Source organism: Kribbella sp. NPDC050470, from assembly GCF_044458365.1.
Classification (GTDB): domain Bacteria; phylum Actinomycetota; class Actinomycetes; order Propionibacteriales; family Kribbellaceae; genus Kribbella.
On sequence record NZ_JBITHV010000014.1, the window covers coordinates 105,993 to 123,216 of the forward strand.

The following is a 17,224-nucleotide window of genomic DNA, read 5'->3' on the forward strand; positions in this document are numbered from 1 at the left end:
CGGCGTTCTCTACAGCTTTCTAGTGTCAGGACTAGATTCCGATAGACGCGCCTAGGCCCGCCAGGACCACTAGGGTGCGGCCATGGTTGGGGAGTGGGCCCGGCAGGCGGCGGGCCTGTACGAGCGGGTGCATCAGCAGTACGTCGGGGGTGCCCGGAAGCTGGAGTCGCTGATCAACGAGTTGATCGGCGAGGAGGAGGGCATCAACTACCTGAGCGCCACGGCCCGGGCGAAGGACCCGGAGTCGTTCCTGGCGAAGGCGTCGAAACCGCACCCGGACGACCCGGCCCGGCCGAAGTACGACGACCCGCTGAACCAGATCACCGACCTGGTCGCGGCCCGGGTGATCACCTTCCTGGTCGAGGCGGTGGACCGGGTCTGCGAGGTGATCGAGGCGGAGTTCGAGATCGTCGAGCACACCGACATGGGCGCGCACACCCGGGCGCAGGGCGTGTTCGGATACGCGAGCAAGCACTACCTGGTCCGGCTGAACCCGCATCGCCGGGAGCTGCCGGAGTACGCCGTACTGAAGAACCTGACGATGGAGATCCAGGTGCGTACGGCGGTCCAGCACGCGTGGGCCGAGTTCGAGCACGACATCCGGTACAAGCTGGACATCCCGCCGGACCGCAAGCCGGAGTTCGACCGGCGGTTCCTGCTGGCGGCGGCGTTGATGGAGCTGGCGGACAACGAGTTCACCGAGATCGACCGGCTGTACCGCGAGCTGGCGGCGACCCAGCCGGACAAGACGCCGCGTGATCTGACCACCGCGACGCTGACGACGTACCTGACCCGGCGCTACCCGGACGCGCCGCACGCGAAGACCAACCACTACGCCTGGATCCTCAGCGTGCTCGCGCGCCTCGGCGTGACCACCGAGGAGCAACTGACCGACCTGCTCGCCGGCATCGACAGCTCCGCCGTCCAGGCCGCGATGACCCATCGCTTCCCGGCCGGAACGGTACGGCGCCTCGACGACGACCTCCTGGCCGCGAAAGGCACGGCGTACGTCGACCTGTTCCCCGACGAGGAGCGCCGCCAGAAGATCCTCAAAGGACGCCTGAAAGCCCTCGCTCGCGCCGGACTCATCGAGCCCTGACGAGGTCCTCCGCGACAGAAGCAGCGGTACGGCGTGCCCACCGGCCGGTCGTGATCAGGCCGAGCACCAGCACGAGCAACCCGCAGCCGGCGATGATGTACCAGCACAACTGAGCCGCCTCGACGAACCCGCTCTCGAGCGGACCCACCAGCCGCGCAGTCAGTACTGTCCCGGCGATCGCGACGCCCAGCGAGACGCCGACCTGGCGACTGGTCGACGCGATCGCGGCCGCGACACCGGCCTGGGATCGCGGCATCCCGGACACCGCCGCGTTCGTGATCGGCGCGTTCAGCATCCCGAACCCGAGCCCGAAGACGAGATAGGCGCCCAGCAGCATCAGCGTCGGAGTGTCGACGGTCAGCCGCGACAACAGCAGCCCGGAAGCGCCGAGCATGCTCCCGGCAACCACCAGCGGCAGCCGCGGCCCGCGATGCCCGACCAGCCAGCCGGACAGCGGAGCGAACACCACCGTCATCGCCGCCATCGGCAACGTGAGCAACCCGGCGTGCAACGCCGAGAACCCACGCACCGACTGCAGGTACAACGAGTTCAGGAACAGGAACCCGGACAGCGCCGAGAACCCCGCGACCGCGATCAGCGTCGCCCCCGAGAACGGCGCGCTCCGGAAGAACCGCGGCTCCAGCAACGGCTCCTCCCGCCGCCGCTCGTAGGACACCAGCGACACGAGCGACCCGATCGCGAGCACGAAGCACCCGATGATCAGCGGCGACGTCCACCCCGCCCGCTGCCCTTCGATGATCCCGTACGTCACCCCGCCGAGCAGCAGCACGACCAGCACCTGCCCGACCGGATCGATCCGCCGCGGCACCGCAGCCCGCGACTCCGGTACGAACAGCACAGTCAGCAGTACGGCGACCAACGCCACCGGAACGTTGATCCAGAAGATCGACGGCCACCCCGCCGCGTCGACCAGCGCCCCACCGACGACCGGCCCGACGGCCATCGAAAGCCCGACCACCCCACCCCAGATCCCGATCGCCTGCGCGCGCTCACGCGGATCGGTGAACGTGTTGGTGATGATCGACATCGCGACCGGGTTGAGCATGGAACCGCCGACCGCCTGCAGCATCCGGAACGCGATCAGCAGGTCGACGGTCGGCGCGAACGCGCACAACAGCGACCCGATCCCGAACAGCACCAGCCCGGCCTGGAACGTCCGCCGCCGGCCGACCCGGTCCGCGGTCGAGCCGGACACCATCAGCAGGCTCGCCAGCACCAGCGTGTACGCGTCGACGGTCCACTGGAGCTTGGAGACGTCCGCGTCCAGATCGGCCCGGATGGCCGGTAGCGCGAGGTTCACGATGGTGGAGTCCAGCCCGACGATGAAGAGGCTGAAGCAGCAGATGCCGAGGATCAGCAGCCGTCGCCTGCGCGTCAGTTCCTCCACCCGGCTCCCTCTCCATCGTCGTACTTGAAGACTGTACTACCGGCTCGAAAACCCTTTGACGGACTGTCGGCGGGCCCGCCTAGGCTTGATCCATTCGCCTGGTCAGGTGCCTTCTTCAACCCTCCTACGCCTTCTTGTGAGACGTCATGTCGCTGCGCCTCATTCCGTTCGCCGACCCGGGTGTGCCGGACACCCGGTCCGGCCTCCGACTCATTCTCTGGCTGGAGCACCAGCAGCTGCGCGGTCAGGCGATCGCGCTGTTCTGGGGGCTCCTCTACTTCGGCGGCATCGCCGCCGCGCCGATCGCCGTCGGCCTGGCCGTCCAGGCCGTGATCGACCTGTCCTGGCCCAAGCTGTTCCTGGCGGGCGGCCTGTTGCTCGCCTTCGGCGCCGCGAAAGCCGGCGCCGACTCGTTCTTCCACCGCGCCGTGGTCACCAACTGGATCAGTACGGCGTCACGCCTGCAGCAGCTGCTGTTCCGCAAGGCCGCGGAGCTCGGGTCGCTGCTGACCCGCCGGATCGCCGCGGGTGAGGTGGTCGCCGTGAGCAGCGGCGACGTGGAGAAGATCGGCTGGTTCGTCGAGGTGCTCGGCCGGTTCGTGGCCGCGCTGCTGACCTGTTTCGCCGTGGTCATCGGGCTGCTGCTCTACGAGCCGCAGCTCGGTCTGGTGGTGGCCATCGCCGTACCGGTGCTGGCGTTCTCGATCGTGCCGCTGATGGGTCCCGCGGAGCGTCGCGCGGACGCGCAGCGCGCCAAGGGCGGCCGGGCCACCGAGCTGGCCGCCGACACAGTCGCCGGTCTGCGCGTACTGCGTGGCATCGGTGGCGAGCAGCTGTTCCTGGACCGCTACCGCTCGGCCTCGCAGGAGTACCGGGCCAGTGCGGTCCGCAGTGCGCGGATGTGGTCGCTGATCGCGGCTCTGCAGGTGCTGATGTTCGGGCTGTTCCTGGTCATCGTCGTGTGGCTGGGTGTCCGGCTGGTGCTGTCGAACCAGATCTCGGTCGGTGAGCTCGTCACGACGTACGGGTTCATCACCTTCATGCTGGTGCCGCTGCACACGTTCGAGGAGACGGCGAGCGCGTTCATCTTCTCGAAGGTGTCGGCGCGCCGGGCCGCTCGAGTGCTGGCACTCCAGCGGACCGACGAGACCAAGGGCACCGCTGAGGCGCAGCTGCCGGAGGGTGACGTGCTCGACCCGGTCTCCGGGCTGCACGTGCCGGCCGGGAGCTTCACCGCGGTCGTCTGCGGTGACCCGGATGCGGGTGGTCGCCTGGCCGACCGGCTGGGTGGACACAGCCCGGCCGCCGAGGACGACGAGGCGTCGGTGCTCCTCGACGGTGTCGCACTGGACGACATCCCGCTGGAGTCTGCGCGGAGCGTCGTACTGGTGCAGGACAAGGATCCGGTGCTGCTGTCCGGGACCGTGCGCGAGCTGTTCGACGTGCCGGCGAGCGGTGCGGTGTCACCGGAGACAGCGCTCGACGCGGCGCAGTGCGCGGACATTCTCGACGTACTGCGGCAGACGCTGCCGGCCGGTGAGTCGGACGCGATGCAGGCCGTGCTGACCGAGCGCGGACGGTCCCTGTCCGGTGGGCAGCGGCAGCGAGTGGCCTTGGCCCGTTCGCTGTACGTCGACCCGCAGGTGCTGGTGCTGGACGAGCCGACCAGTGCGGTCGACGCGCACACCGAGGCGCGGATCGCAGACGGCCTGCGGCTGCTGCGAGCCGGCCGGACCACTGTGGTGTTCACCTCCAGCCCGCTGATGCTGGACCGCGCGGAGCGGGTCGTGTTCGTGCCGGACGGCCGGGTCGATGCCGTCGGCACCCACCACGAGCTGGTGCACACCAACCCGCGCTACCGCGCGGTCGTCACCCGTGAAGACGAGACAACCCTCGAGGAGATGGCGTGAAGCGCCCTCACTACGACCCGGCAGCGCCGCAGGAGGCGGCGCGACTGCCGGTAGCAGGTAGTGCCACCGTGCGCGCCTACCTGAAGACGCTGTTCCGCCGGCACCGCCGTGCGTTCGCCTGGCTGACCCTGGTGAACGCGGCGGCGGCGCTGAGCGGCATGGTCGGGCCCTGGCTGCTCGGCAACGTGGTGGAGAAGCTGTCCCGCGGCGAGCGCGACGTCGACCTGCCGTATGTCGTGATCGGCTTCGTCATCGCGCTCGCGGTGCAGACGGTGTTCGTCCGGCTGACCCGGCTGCGCGGCGCCGTACTGGGTGAGGAGATGCTCGCGGACCTGCGTGAGGACTTCCTGATCCGGGCGGTCGGCCTGCCGCCGGGTGTGCTGGAGCGGGCCGGGACGGGTGACCTGCTGTCCCGGATCACCACCGACGTCGACCGGCTCTCGCACGCGATGCGGGACGCCGTGCCGCAGCTGACCATCGCGATCATCTGGGCGTCGCTGCTGATCGGCGCGTTGATCGTGACCGCGCCGGAGCTGGCGGTGGCCGTGGTGATCGCGGCGCCGATCCTGATCATCGGCGGCCGCTGGTACTTCCGCCGGGCGCCGGCGGCGTACCGGTCGGAGGCCGCCGGGTACGCCGCGGTGGCCTCGGCGCTGGCCGAGACCGTCGACGCCGGCCGGACCGTCGAGTCGCACCGGCTGGGCGGTCGCCGGATCAAGCTGGGCGACACCCGGATCGGCCAGTGGGTGGCGTGGGAGCGGTACACGCTCTACCTGCGGATGGTGCTGTTCCCGGTGATCAACATGACCCACACGATCGCGCTGGCGGCGGTGCTGGTGATCGGTGGCGGCTTCGCCATCCAGGGCTGGCTGACCGTCGGCGCGCTCACCACGGGCGCGCTGTACATCCAAATGCTGGTCGAGCCGGTCAACATGATGATCCGTTGGTACGACGAGCTCCAGGTCGCGCAGGTGTCACTGGCGCGACTGGTCGGGGTGCGTGAGGTCGAGGAGGCCGAGTCCGCTGAGCAGAGCGAGCCGGAAGGCCGAACCGTCCTCGCGGACGACGTGCGGTTCGGCTACCTGGAAGGCCGGGACGTGCTGCACGGTGTCACGCTGACTGTGCAGCCAGGTGCCCGGGTTGCGCTCGTAGGCCCTTCTGGCGCAGGGAAATCGACGCTGGGCCGGTTGCTGGCCGGCATCTACTCGCCGCGGGTCGGTGACATCACCTTGGGTGGCGCGGCCCTCGACAAGATGTCGGCAGAGCAGGTCCGGAGCCACGTTGCCCTGGTCAACCAGGAGCACCACGTGTTCGTGGGCAGCGTCCGGGACAACCTGCGGCTGGCGCGGCCGGACGCGGCGGACGCCGACCTGTGGGCGGCGTTGCGCTCGGTCGACGCTGACGGCTGGGTCGCCGGATTCGACAACGGGCTCGACACCGAGGTGGGCTCCGGCGGGGTCTCGCTGACGCCTGCACAGGCCCAGCAGGTCGCGCTGGCCCGGCTGGTGCTGGCGGACCCGCACACGCTGGTCCTGGACGAGGCGACCTCGTTGATGGACCCGCGGGCAGCTCGTCACCTGGAGCGGTCGCTGGCCGGCGTGCTGGAGGGCCGGACCGTGGTGGCGATCGCCCACCGCCTGCACACCGCGCACGACGCGGACGTGATCGCAGTGGTCGAGGACGGCAAGATCGTCGAGCTGGGCGGCCACGACGAGCTGGTCGGCGCCCAGGGACCCTACGCCGCGCTCTGGCACTCCTGGCACGGCGACCGCTGACACACGGTGGGGCAGACTCGAGAGGTCTGCCCCACCAAGTCATGTGAGGATGCAGGGTGTGCTGCTGACGACGCTGCTCGCGCTGCCCACCGCTCTCGCCCTCGACGTGAACGACGAGGGCGGTCTGCTGGTTCTCTACGACGAGACCGGCACCCGTGAGGTCAACGAGGTGACCCCCGACGGCACCTGGCGGGCTCTCACCGACCTGGGCGAGACCTGCCGGAACGCGCGCTTCGTCCTCGGCAGCCGCCAAGTGGTCGTCCAGCACGACAGCGGCGGCGACGAACGCGGACAGCTGTCCCTCGTCGACCTGGACGACCGGACCCTGACGCCACTCGTCCACGACCCGGCGTTCAAGCACAACCTGGTCCAGGCGACCGGCGGTCGCGTGCTGTTCACTACCAACCGACGCAACGGCGTCGACTTCGACCTGGTCTCCCACGACCTCGCGACCGGCGAGGAGTCCGTGCTGTACGACGGCGGCGGCTGGGCGATGGCGGTCGACGCCTCCCCGGACGGCAAGTGGGTCGTGCTGTCCCTGGCCAGCGCCCCGGCCAACTCGATGCAGCTGCTGCTCGTCGACACGACGACCCGAGCAGTCACCGCGCTGACGGCGCCAGACGCGCACAACGATCAGAAGGTCGTGTCCTGGCTGCCGAGCTCGTCCGGGTTCGTCGTAGCGAGCGATGCCGACCGAGACCGGATGGCGATCCGGCAGTACGACGTGAGCGACGGGACCTGGTCGGACCTGATGGTCGACGACGAGCACGACCTGGCCGGCTGGGTCTGTCCCGACGGAGAGCATCTGCTCGTCGCGACGATCGACGACGGCCTGGTGCCGCTGGCGCTGCACAAGCTGGAGGACGGTGCGCTGGTCGCACCGCTCGACCTGCCCCCGCTCGGCTGTGGAGCGCAGGCGGTCATGCTGCCGGACCCGGTCTGGTCTCCCGACGGCACGTACGCCCTGATCACCTACCACTCACCGATCGAACCGCCCACGGTCTACCGCTACACCCTGGCGACCAGGGAGATCGTCCCGATGCGTCCGCCGGCGACGCCCGAGGTCCCTGCCGAGGTGGCACATCCCGAGAGCCATCGCGTGCCGTCGTTCGACGGTGAGCAGGTCCCGGTCTTCGTCTACCGTCCGACCGGACCCGACCTCGGCTCGACGGTCATCCACGTCCACGGTGGTCCCGAGGGCGCAGCCATGCGGGGCTGGGTCCCGGTGGTCTCCGGACTCGCAGCGGCCGGCCACACGGTCGTCGTACCGAACGTGCGGGGCTCGGCGGCGTACGGGAAGCGCTGGTACTCGCTGGACGATCGCGAGCTGCGGCTGGACTCGGTGAAGGATCTGGCCGCGATCCACGCCTGGCTGCCGTCGATCGGCTGCGATCCGACCCGGGCAGCCCTGTGGGGTGGGTCGTACGGCGGCTACATGGTGCTGGCCGGGTTGGCCTTCCAGCCGTCGTTGTGGGCGGCCGGTGTGGACATCGTAGGGATCGCTTCGCTGGTGACGTTCCTGGAGAACACGTCCGACTACCGGCGGGCGACGCGGGAGCGGGAGTACGGCTACCTGGCGACCGACCGGGAGTTCCTGCAGTCGGCGAGTCCGTTGAGCCGCGTCGACGACCTGCGAGCGCCGCTGCTGGTCATCCACGGCGCCAACGACCCGCGCGTACCGCTGTCGGAGGCCGAGCAGATCACCGACGCGCTGACGGCTCGCGGCGTACCCTGCCAGCTCCTCGTCTACCCCGACGAGGGCCATGGCCTGGCCAAGCTGACCAACAAGCTCGACGCCTATCCACAAGCCCTGGCGTTCCTCGCCGAACACCTCAGCTGAGTCGCTCGAGCGTCCCCGCGGTCGCGTCCAGCCGCACCGGCAGTCCCAGTGGTACGGCGAGGTTCAGGTCCTCATGCCCGATCGCAGCGCCCTCCACCATCGGCAGACCCAGCGGGTCGAGCCGATCGTGGACCACGGCGCTGACCAGTCCGGAGTCGTCGGCGCCGCTGAAGTCGCCGACGACTACTCCAGTGACCTCTGCGAACCAGTTGGCCCGCAGCAACTGAGTCAGCAGCCGGTCCACCCGGTACGCGTCCTCGCTGACGTCCTCCATCACGACGATCCCGGTCGGCGGCGCGTAGGTCGGCGTACCGACGCTTGCTGCAAGCATTGCCAGGTTGCCGCCACGCAGCGGGCCCTCAGCAACGCCACCGACCACAGTCCGCGCGCCTGCTGGTGCGAGTAGATCCGTGACGCTGTCCGGCTCGAACAGCAGGTCGCGCAGCCGCTGCCGCCCTACCTCCGACCCGAGCTGCTCGACCGCAGCAGCCATCGGCCCGTGCATGGTGACCAGACCGCGTGCGTTGAGCGGCTCGTGCAGCGCAGTGATGTCACTGAACCCGATGAACCACTTCGGTACGGCGGCCAGCTCGTCGAAGTCGACGTACTCGAGCATGCGCTGCACGCCGTACCCACCACGTGCACAGAACACGGCCGCGAAGGTGGAGTCCAGCCACGCGTTCCGCAGGTCCTCGGCCCGAGCCTTGTCGTCCGCAGCCAGGTAGTTAAGCCGTTCGTGCCCAGCAAGCACCGACGGCAGCACCTCGACCTCGAGCCCCCACGCCTTCAGGTGCTCGATCCCAGTCGCCAGCCGCTCCGCCCGCACCGGTCCCGACGGCGCAACCACCGCCACCCGATCCCCAACCGACAACCGCTCCGGCACCTTCACGTCAGTCACTCCGTGACGCTACCAATCCACCGTGATCGTCGCGCTCTTGGAGGTGCCGTTGACGGTCACGCCCAGCTGAGCCGTGCCCGGACGCAGCCCGGTGAGTTGACCGGTCGCCGGGTCGTACGACGCCACCGCCCAGAACGGCGCGGTCTGCGCCGGACCGATGTGCAGGGCGCGCGAACCCCACCAGTCGGCCGACACCGGGAACGCCACCGGCACCCGCCGGCTCTCCTGTACGACGGTCGCCCCCGCACTACCCGTCTCACCACGACGCAACGCTGCCGGCGCGGTCAGCTCGAGCGAGTCGACGTGCGGCCGGAACTCGACCTTGAGCCAGGACCGCTCCGGCGCCGACCACTTGCGCTCACCGGCGGCCGCCGCCTGCGCGTTGGGGTCGACACCGACCATCGCCCAGCCGGTGAATCCACCGTCGTTCGGCGCGGACGACGGACCCTTGCCGGAGTTGCCGGTCAGCGGCAGCAGGACGCCGTCGGTGCGGGAGGCCGCGAAGGTCCCGGCGTGGGCAGCCATGTACGCGGCGCCCTTCCCGGTCGACGCCCGGAACCCGGCCAGCCAGTCGACGATCATCCGGGCCTCCTTCCGGTCACCCAGCTGCGAGTTGGCGGTCGGCGACGGGTCGTCGATCGGGTGGTGCGCCATCACCACCACGTTGCGGATCGACTTGTTCGTGGCCGCGTCGTCCAGCTGCGCGCGAAGGTCGAGGATCTGCGCGAACCCGCCCGCCCGCAGCGAGCCGAGCGACGAGTCCCGAAGGATGAAGCGCGTCCCCTTGTGGTCGAACGTGCTGCTCGGCGGCCCGAACACCTTGGACCACTCGGACAGGTCACCCGGGCCGTAGCTCTCGTGGTTGCCCGGCACGTAGTGCACCGGCACCTGGCCGGCGACCTCCTCGTCGATGATCTGCTTCGCCAACGCGATGTCCTGAGCGAAGCCCCGGTCGACGAAGTCGCCGTTGATCACCAGGAAGTCCGGGTGCTGCGCGAGCGCCTCGCGGATCGTCCGCCGGGCCTGCTTGACGAAGTCGGAGTTCGGGTCGTCGGCGGTGAACTGCGCGTCCGACATCACCGCGAACCGCCACCGGCCGTCGGTCGCCACGGTCCCGTCGGTGACCACCAGCGGGTCGACCACCTTCGCCGGCGGCGCCATGTCCACCGGCGGCGCACCGCGCAGGGTCAGGTCGTCGACGATGATCCGGCCCGAGTACTGCCGGGTCGGCACGGTCTCGACGACGTAGATCCGCCAGAACCGCAGCGGCATCGCCAGCCCCGGCGGGATGTCCGCCTCGACGTACTTCCAGCCGACCCAGTCCACCGCGGCCGCGACGTTCAGCGTCTGCGGCGATCCACCGGCCGCGGTGTAGGCGTTCGCCCGCAACCACGCGCCCTTGCCGTCGCCGTACACCCACGCGCCGAGCTTCTGCGGCTGCCCGGGCAACGTCAGCTGCGGCGTCACCGAGAGGTACGCCGCTCGCGTCGCCGTCGTGCCAGTGAGGGAGTAGTCGAGCGCGATCGCCTGCCCGCCGTCATGGCCCTCGGCCTCCGACCGCGCCGCCGTCGCTGCACCGGCTGGTACGGCGTTCGCCGCCCAGCGGGACAGGTCGTCGACCTCGTCGATCACGGTGCTGCTCAGGCCGGACGTGACACTGAGCTGCGTGGTCAGGGTGCCGGCCTTCGCGGTGATCACGGTCGACACCGCGTCGTCGCTGAGCGCGTTCACCTCGAACCCATTGCCTTTGGCAACCACCTTGACGAGAGTGGCATCGTACGACAGCTCGAGGTTACGCGGCTCGATCCAGGTGCCGAAGCCGTCTGCGTCGTACCCGTCGATCTCGAAGAAGCCCTTGGAGGTCGAGTCGGTCAGCGACACCTGCCGGGTCGACGGCGCGAGCCGGGTCGGCGCGCCGAGGACGGTCAGCTGGATGCGGCCGTGCGCCTTGCCGCGGGCCGCGGTGACGATCGCGTCACCGGCCTTCCGACCGGTCACCACACCCTTTTGGTCGACGCGAACATTGCCCCCGGCGAACCAGTACGGCGTACCTGTGGCCGGAGCGTAGGTCTCGTCGTGTCCGGTCGCGGTCAGGACCCGGCTGAGGCCGGTCAGGACCCGGGAGCTGCGGGAGACATCGGTGTCCGCGTCCTCGGCCGCGGTGCCCTGGGCCTCGACGCGGTAGCCGGTCAGCTGGCCGGAACCCTTGACCGGTAGCAGGCCGAGGCCATTGGGGATCACGCGCTCGCCGCCGTCGGACGGGTCGTTCACCACCTGCGGCGCTGCCTCACCGGGCGATCGCGCGAGCATCGTCGACGAGCCGCCGCCGTCCAGGTTCAGCGCGTCGTCGGCGCCCAGGCCGATCATCAGCTCGCCCATCTCCTTCAGCGACAGCCCGCGGGAGCCGGTCGCGCGACCGTCGACGGTGAGCAGCAGCATCCGGCTGCCGTCCGCGTCGAACCCGATCGCGGTCCGGGGCGCCAGGTCCGCGTCCGGGACGTCGGCCGGGACCTGACCGTCCTTGGCGAGCTGGTGGTTGCCGCTGATGCCGACGGCGACGTCGGCCGCGTCGGGGCGCAGGCCGTACTGCACGTCGACCTTGTCGCCGGCCTCGAAGGCGGCGAGCGCGGCCGCACCGGCTTCGCGGCCGATCAGCGCCTGCTCGTTCGCGGCCAGCGGAGTGGTGCCCGGAGTGGCGGCGGACGAGACGACCACGCCGTCGCGAAGGATCGCTTCGCGCACGGTCGGCAGGCCGTCGACGGTCCTGGTGCGGGCCGCGTCGCCCCACTCCGGTGTGTAAAGGCCGATTCCGCCGGAGTTGACGGTCGGCGAGTTGAGGTTGGTCAGCTCGAGCTTGGTGGCGTCGTCGTCGGTCGCGCTGCCCTGCAGGAACAGCTCCGCGATCAGGCCGAGGCCGTCCTTGCCGATCACGGCGGTGTCGTTGTGCCCGGCCGCGGGCGCGTTGACCAGCCGGCCGCTCTCGACGCCGACGCCCAGCGGCGCGGTGGTGTCGTTGATGTCGAAGAAGTCGCCGTTGACGCCGGCGATCGCGCCCTTCCGGGCCAGCTGCTGGCTGAGCGGCGTGCCGCCGGAGACCTTGCCGGTGTTGACGTAGTCGACCGTCACCCCGTGCTTGTCCAGGTCGGCCGCGAGGATGTCACCGCGGAGCCAGCCCTTCGGGTCGAGACGCTCGAACGACGTGTAGTTCACGCCCGGCGCGACCGGGCTGTCCTCGCGCGTCGTCAGCACACCGTCGCCGGCGATCGCGGAGTCCGGGATGCCACCGGGGGCGGGCTGCGCGACAGCCGGCACGACGACGGCGCCGGCCAGCAGGCCGCCCATGCCGAGCGCTGCGGTCAAGGGACGGAAGAGCGACACAGGAGCCTCCCCAACGTGGACGGACGCGGCCATCCGACGTGGTGCGCTCTACCGCCACATGAGGCACAGGTGTACGCCGGTCAACCGACCGGTGACAAAGTAACGTCTCCAGAGCCCGACCGGAAGGTTTTCTCCTCGCAGAGCCTCGATCCGTGGGCCCGGGCAGCCGCGAGCAGGTGCTCGGCGGAGTGCAGCGCAAGGCGGAGGGCGAGGCTCGGAGTGGGGTTCTCCGTGCCTCGTCCTCCAACGCCGCGATGTGCCCGCCGAGTGCCGCGCAGCGCGGCCGGGCCCACGGATCGAGGCTTCGGTCAGCCGACGGCGACCGGGCGGCCGGAGGTCTGCCAGGCGTGCATGCCGCCGTCCAGGTTGATCGCCTCGCGGCCGAGCTGGTTCAGGAACTGGGTGGCCATCCCGGACCGGCCGCCGACCGCGCACACGCACAGCACCTTCTGGTCCATCGGCACCTCGCCCACGCGCTCCTGCAACTCACCGAGCGGGATGTGGTTCGCCCCCTCGATGTGCCCGCGGTCCCACTCGTCCGGCTCACGCACATCCAAAACGAACGCCTCGGCCAGCAAAGCGTCGTCCAACTCGGCCACCACGACCGAGGGAATCTCCTGGTTCTGGAACATGCTCTCGATCATCTCAGGCCACTGGTCGACACGCGTCTTCCGCCTCTAGGGCAGCGGGCGGCCTCCGGTGGCGCCGATGCGTTCGCCGGTGATGTAGGTCGAGTCGTCCGAGGCGAGGAAGACGTACGCCGGTGCCATCTCGGCCGGTTGCCCCGGTCGGCCGAGCGGAGTGTCCGCGCCGAACTCGTCCACCTTCTCGGGCGGCAGTGTCGCCGGGATCAACGGCGTCCACACCGGACCCGGTGCGACCGCGTTCACCCGGATGCCCTTCGGAGCCAGCTCCTGCGCGAGCGCCTTGGTGAAGTTCAGGATCGCCGCCTTGCTGGTCGCGTAGTCGAGCAGCTGCGGCGACGGCTGGTACGCCTGGATCGAGGTCGTGTTGATGATCGCCGACCCGGGTTTCATCACCGGTACGGCGGCCTTGCACAGCCAGAACATCGCGTACACGTTGGTCTTCATCACCTGGTCGAACTGCTCGGTGCTGATCCCGGCGATCCCCTCCTGCGACATCTGGTACGCCGCGTTGTTCACCAGGACGTCGAGGCCGCCGAGGTCGGACACGCACTGGTTGACCAGCTTGCGGCAGTGGTTCTCCTCCTGGATGTCACCAGGCACCGCGACGGCCCTGCAGCCCGCCTCCTCGACCAGCCGGCAGGTCTCGCGGGCGTCCTTCTCCTCGCTCTCGAGGTAGGACACGAGTACGTCGGCTCCCTCGCGGGCGAACGCCAACGCGACGGCGCGCCCGATCCCGGAGTCACCGCCGGTGATCAGCGCCCGCTTCCCGTTGAGCTTGCCGCTGCCCTTGTACGTGTCCTCGCCGTAGTCGGGGTGCCGCTCCATGTCCGCGCTGCGGCCGGGGTGCTCGAGTTGCTCCGGACCTTGGGCCTCCGCGCCCGCGTACCGCTCGGTGGGGTCTGCCATGGTTCCGCAGTACCCGCGGGAAAACTACTTGAGCAGTTTGGAGAGGCGGCGGTCGGCCAGCGGTTTGCCGCCGGTCTGGCAGGTGGCGCAGTACTGCAGGGAGGAGTCGTGGAAGCTGACCTCGCGGACGATGTCGCCGCAGACCGGGCACTTCTGGCCCTTGCGGCCGTGCACGCGCAGGCCCGACTTCTTCTCCGACTTCAGATCCTGTACGGCGAGGCCGGCGGAGCGGTCGACCGCGTCCTGGAGGGTCTCGAGCATGGCGTCGTACAGCAGCTTGAGCTCGTCCTCGGTCAGGTTCGACGCGGGTTTGAAGGGGCTCATCTTCGCGACGTGCAGGATCTCGTCGGAGTAGGCGTTGCCGATTCCGGCGATCACCGACTGGTTGCGCAGCACACCCTTCAGCTGCACCCGGCCCTCGCGTTTCAGGATCGCGCCGAAGTCGTCGAGGGACAGCGTGAACGGATCCGGCCCGAGCCGGGCGATCCCGGGCACCTCGGCCGGGTCTCGGACGACGTACACCGCGAGCTTCTTCTGGGTGCCGGCCTCGGTCAGGTCGAAGCCGGAGCCGTCGTCGAACACCGTCCGCAACGCGATCGGGCCCTTGCCGGGCCGCACCAGCGCGGTGGACTGCTCATCCTTCCACCGCAGCCAGCCCGCGCGGGCCAGGTGGATGACTAGGTGCACGCCCTGGGCCTCGATGTCGAGGAACTTCCCGTGCCTCCGGACGTCGTCGATCAGCAGCCCGACCAGGCTCGTGATCGGCGGGTCGTAGGTCTTCAGCGCGCTGATCGCGGTGATGTCGGCGCGCACGAACGCGTGGCCGACGGCGCGCTCGCGCAGGAACGCCGCCAGCGACTCGACCTCCGGCAACTCAGGCACCGTCCCAGTGTGCCTTACGGCGGGGACAGTTTGCCGGGTTCAGGGTGGGAACAGGGGATCGGTGGGGTGAACCCGCAAGAGTTTGTTGGCCAAGGACGGTAGCGTCTTAGGGCAAGAGAGTAGGGAGGCCCTGATGGGGTTTGTGAAGACGTTGGTCAAGGGTGCGGTCGTCGCCAAGCTGGCGCAGATCGCGCAGCGCGAGCTCAGCAAGCCTGAGAACCAGCGCAAGCTGAAGGATGCGTTCACCAAGGTGCAGCAGCGCCGCGGCGGCGCCCACTAAGCCATTCTGACTTCGGCCCGGCTGCTTGTGCACGACTTTGTGCACAGCCGGGCCTGAAGTATGCGCTCAGGCGGGTTTGTGCGCCTGCAGCGTGTACGTGGCGGGCAGCCGGTGCGGGTTGTCGGTCAGCCGCCACTCGCCGGACGCGTCCTCGGTCATCAGCCCGGGCAGGGCGTTCCAGGGCGCGCTGTCGTGCTCGGCGAGCGAGTCGAAGACCAGGCCGGCCTGCTGAAGCGCGGTGATGATCTCGGACAGGCCGTGGTTCCACTCGTGCGTGACGTTGTGTGAGAACTCCACGTCCGTCTCGACGTACGTCCCGCCCTCGTCCCACACGATCGGCTCGGCGGTCTCGAAGTACGGGTACCGCAGCACCGGGCTCGTGTCCCCGGGCTCGGCGTCGAGCGCCCACAGCATCGGGTGACCCTCGCGAATGAACAGCCGCCCGCCTGGCTTCAGCAGGCCCGCGACCGTGTCGGCCCACCGCGTGATGCTCGGCAGCCAGCCCAGCGCGCCGATCCCGGTGAAGACCAGGTCGTACGACGACGCGCCGAGCACGTCGACCGCGTCGTACACATCCGAGACATGGAAGTCCGCCTCCAGGCCGAGCCGGTCGGCCAGCGCCTGCGCGTGCTCGACCGCGGGCGCAGAGAAGTCCAGTCCGCTCATCCGGGCGCCGAGCCGTGCAAGGGACACCGTGTCGGTGCCGATATGGCACTGCAGATGCACCCCGCGCAGCCCGGAGATGTCACCGAGCCGCGGCAAGTCGAACCGGACCACTTCACTGAGGTACTGCGGATCCGCCTCGAACTGCGCCACGTTGTACCCCGGCGACGCGGCGTGCGCCGGCACCCGCTCGTCCCAGTTGGCCCGATTCACATCCCGGTAGTCGCTCACGCCGCGACCATGCCACACGGCCGACGGACGCGTCACAACAATTAGTGGAGATAAGTCCACCTTCATGGGAGGTTCAGGCCGACTGTGTGACGTACGGCGCACTGGTGTGCTGGAGGTCATGAGCCAGGTACTGAGCCGGACCCGCATCCAGGACGTCGATGCGTTGCGTGGATTCGCCCTGCTGGGCATCGTGCTCGTGAACATCACCTTCGCCGCCTCGGGGTTCCCGATTCATCTGGCGAAGGATCCGGCGTACCAGTCGTGGCTCGACCAGGCCGTGCACTGGGTGTCCTCGACGTTCGTGGACATGAAGTTCTACCTGCTGTTCTCGTTCCTGTTCGGGTACAGCTTCCAGTTGCAGATCGAGGCGGCGCAGCGCGCGGGCGCGGCGTTCAAGCCGCGGATGCTGCGCCGACTGGCTGGTCTCTTCGCGATCGGCGCGCTGCACGCGATCTTCCTGATCACCGGCGACATCCTCAGCGTCTACGCGCTGATCGGCCTGATCCTGCTGGCGATGCGGCGGGTGAAGGAACGGACCGCGCTGATCGTGGTGGTCGCGATCTACGCCTACCTCTTCGTCTCGCTGGGCTCGACCGCACTCTTCCAGGACACCTTGGCGTTCCTCGACCCGGCCGGCGCGGTCGCCGCGGCTCAACAGACGACCGCGAACCTCGGCGGCTCGTTCGGCGACATCATCGGCGAGCACGTCGCGGCGCTACCGACGTACGGCCTGTCTCTGCTCACTGTCCAAGGACCGACAACGCTGGCCGCCTTCCTGCTCGGTCTGGTCGCGGGCCGACGTCGACTGCTCGCGAACCTCAACGGTCAAGAGGCTGTACTGCGGCTGATCCAGCTGGTCGGGTTCGTCATCGGCATCACCGGCGGCATGATGTACGCGGCCGGCGGGAACGGCGACACCGGTTCCGTCCTGGCCAGCGTGCTCACCGCACCGTTCCTCGCTGCGGCGTACGTCGCGACGCTGCTGCGGATCATGCACTCCGACAAGGGACGGGACGTGCGGCGGGTACTCGCACCGGCCGGGCAGATGGCGTTGTCGAACTACCTGGGCCAGTCGGTCGCGACGATGCTGATCTTCACCGGGATCGGGTTCGGCCTGGTCGGCCAGGTGTCTCCGCTGGAGACGCTGGGGATCGCCGTCGCGATCTTCGCCGTACAGGTCGTGCTGAGCCACGTCTGGATGAGCCGCTACGGCTACGGGCCGGTGGAAGGTGTGCTGCGGGCCGTCACCAACGCGACCGCTCCCACCTGGCAGCGCAAAACCGCCGGGTGAGATCCCGGCGGTCTGC

The 17,224-nt window shown here is 69.5% G+C and carries 13 protein-coding genes; 6 read left to right on the plus strand and 7 right to left on the minus strand.

The annotated features are described in order from the left end of the window. Positions 1-82 precede the first annotated feature (82 nt). A complete protein-coding gene (locus tag ACIBGM_RS37700; RefSeq protein ID WP_360522772.1) occupies positions 83-1,099 on the plus strand; it encodes a (p)ppGpp synthetase in 1,017 nt (338 codons plus the stop codon). Here the strand turns inward: ACIBGM_RS37700 and ACIBGM_RS37705 are convergent. Continuing rightward, entirely contained in the window at positions 1,086-2,507 is a 1,422-nt protein-coding gene (locus ACIBGM_RS37705; protein WP_360522775.1) for an MFS transporter, read from the minus strand. The two genes, ACIBGM_RS37700 and ACIBGM_RS37705, sit on opposite strands and share 14 nt — an antisense overlap. 146 nt (positions 2,508-2,653) lie before the next feature. Between ACIBGM_RS37705 and ACIBGM_RS37710 the strand changes: the two genes are divergently transcribed. The 3 genes from ACIBGM_RS37710 to ACIBGM_RS37720 are packed head-to-tail and all read left to right on the plus strand — an operon-like array spanning position 2,654 to position 8,032. Then, positions 2,654-4,417, plus strand: a complete 1,764-nt coding sequence (locus ACIBGM_RS37710; RefSeq protein ID WP_360522778.1) for an ABC transporter ATP-binding protein — start codon at positions 2,654-2,656, stop codon at positions 4,415-4,417. Next, entirely contained in the window at positions 4,414-6,192 is a 1,779-nt protein-coding gene (locus ACIBGM_RS37715) for an ABC transporter ATP-binding protein (RefSeq protein WP_360522781.1), read from the plus strand. The genes ACIBGM_RS37710 and ACIBGM_RS37715 overlap by 4 nt, the downstream gene beginning before the upstream one ends. 58 nt (positions 6,193-6,250) lie before the next feature. Then, complete coding sequence (locus ACIBGM_RS37720; protein ID WP_396388259.1) at positions 6,251-8,032, plus strand: S9 family peptidase; 1,782 nt, start codon at positions 6,251-6,253, stop codon at positions 8,030-8,032. Here ACIBGM_RS37720 and ACIBGM_RS37725 read toward each other — a convergent pair. The 5 genes from ACIBGM_RS37725 to ACIBGM_RS37745 form a co-directional block, all read right to left on the minus strand. After that, positions 8,025-8,930: an LD-carboxypeptidase gene (locus ACIBGM_RS37725; protein ID WP_360522787.1), complete on the minus strand. Its 906-nt coding sequence runs from the start codon at positions 8,928-8,930 to the stop codon at positions 8,025-8,027. The two genes, ACIBGM_RS37720 and ACIBGM_RS37725, sit on opposite strands and share 8 nt — an antisense overlap. Before the next feature lie 9 nt (positions 8,931-8,939). Beyond that, a complete protein-coding gene (locus ACIBGM_RS37730) occupies positions 8,940-12,308 on the minus strand; it encodes a phosphodiester glycosidase family protein (RefSeq protein WP_396388260.1) in 3,369 nt (1,122 codons plus the stop codon). A gap of 308 nt (positions 12,309-12,616) precedes the next feature. After that, positions 12,617-12,952, minus strand: coding sequence for a rhodanese-like domain-containing protein (locus ACIBGM_RS37735; protein ID WP_396388261.1), 336 nt, complete (start codon positions 12,950-12,952; stop codon positions 12,617-12,619). A gap of 33 nt (positions 12,953-12,985) precedes the next feature. Continuing rightward, complete coding sequence (locus tag ACIBGM_RS37740) at positions 12,986-13,861, minus strand: SDR family oxidoreductase (RefSeq protein WP_396388262.1); 876 nt, start codon at positions 13,859-13,861, stop codon at positions 12,986-12,988. A 24-nt stretch (positions 13,862-13,885) separates the two neighbouring features. Beyond that, the gene (locus ACIBGM_RS37745) at positions 13,886-14,743 is read right to left on the minus strand and encodes a DNA-formamidopyrimidine glycosylase family protein (RefSeq protein WP_360522799.1); all 858 of its coding nucleotides are present in this window, start codon (positions 14,741-14,743) and stop codon (positions 13,886-13,888) included. Positions 14,744-14,876: 133 nt separating this feature from the next. On the opposite strand from ACIBGM_RS37745, the gene ACIBGM_RS37750 reads away from it, so the two are divergent. Continuing rightward, positions 14,877-15,023, plus strand: a complete 147-nt coding sequence (locus ACIBGM_RS37750) for a hypothetical protein (RefSeq protein ID WP_360522802.1) — start codon at positions 14,877-14,879, stop codon at positions 15,021-15,023. 66 nt (positions 15,024-15,089) lie between these two features. Here the strand turns inward: ACIBGM_RS37750 and ACIBGM_RS37755 are convergent, their stop codons facing one another. Beyond that, a complete protein-coding gene (locus ACIBGM_RS37755; protein ID WP_396388263.1) occupies positions 15,090-15,917 on the minus strand; it encodes a class I SAM-dependent methyltransferase in 828 nt (275 codons plus the stop codon). 118 nt (positions 15,918-16,035) lie between these two features. Here ACIBGM_RS37755 and ACIBGM_RS37760 point away from each other — a divergent pair, with 118 nt between their 5' ends. Continuing rightward, entirely contained in the window at positions 16,036-17,208 is a 1,173-nt protein-coding gene (locus tag ACIBGM_RS37760) for a DUF418 domain-containing protein (protein WP_396388264.1), read from the plus strand. Positions 17,209-17,224: the final 16 nt, after the last annotated feature.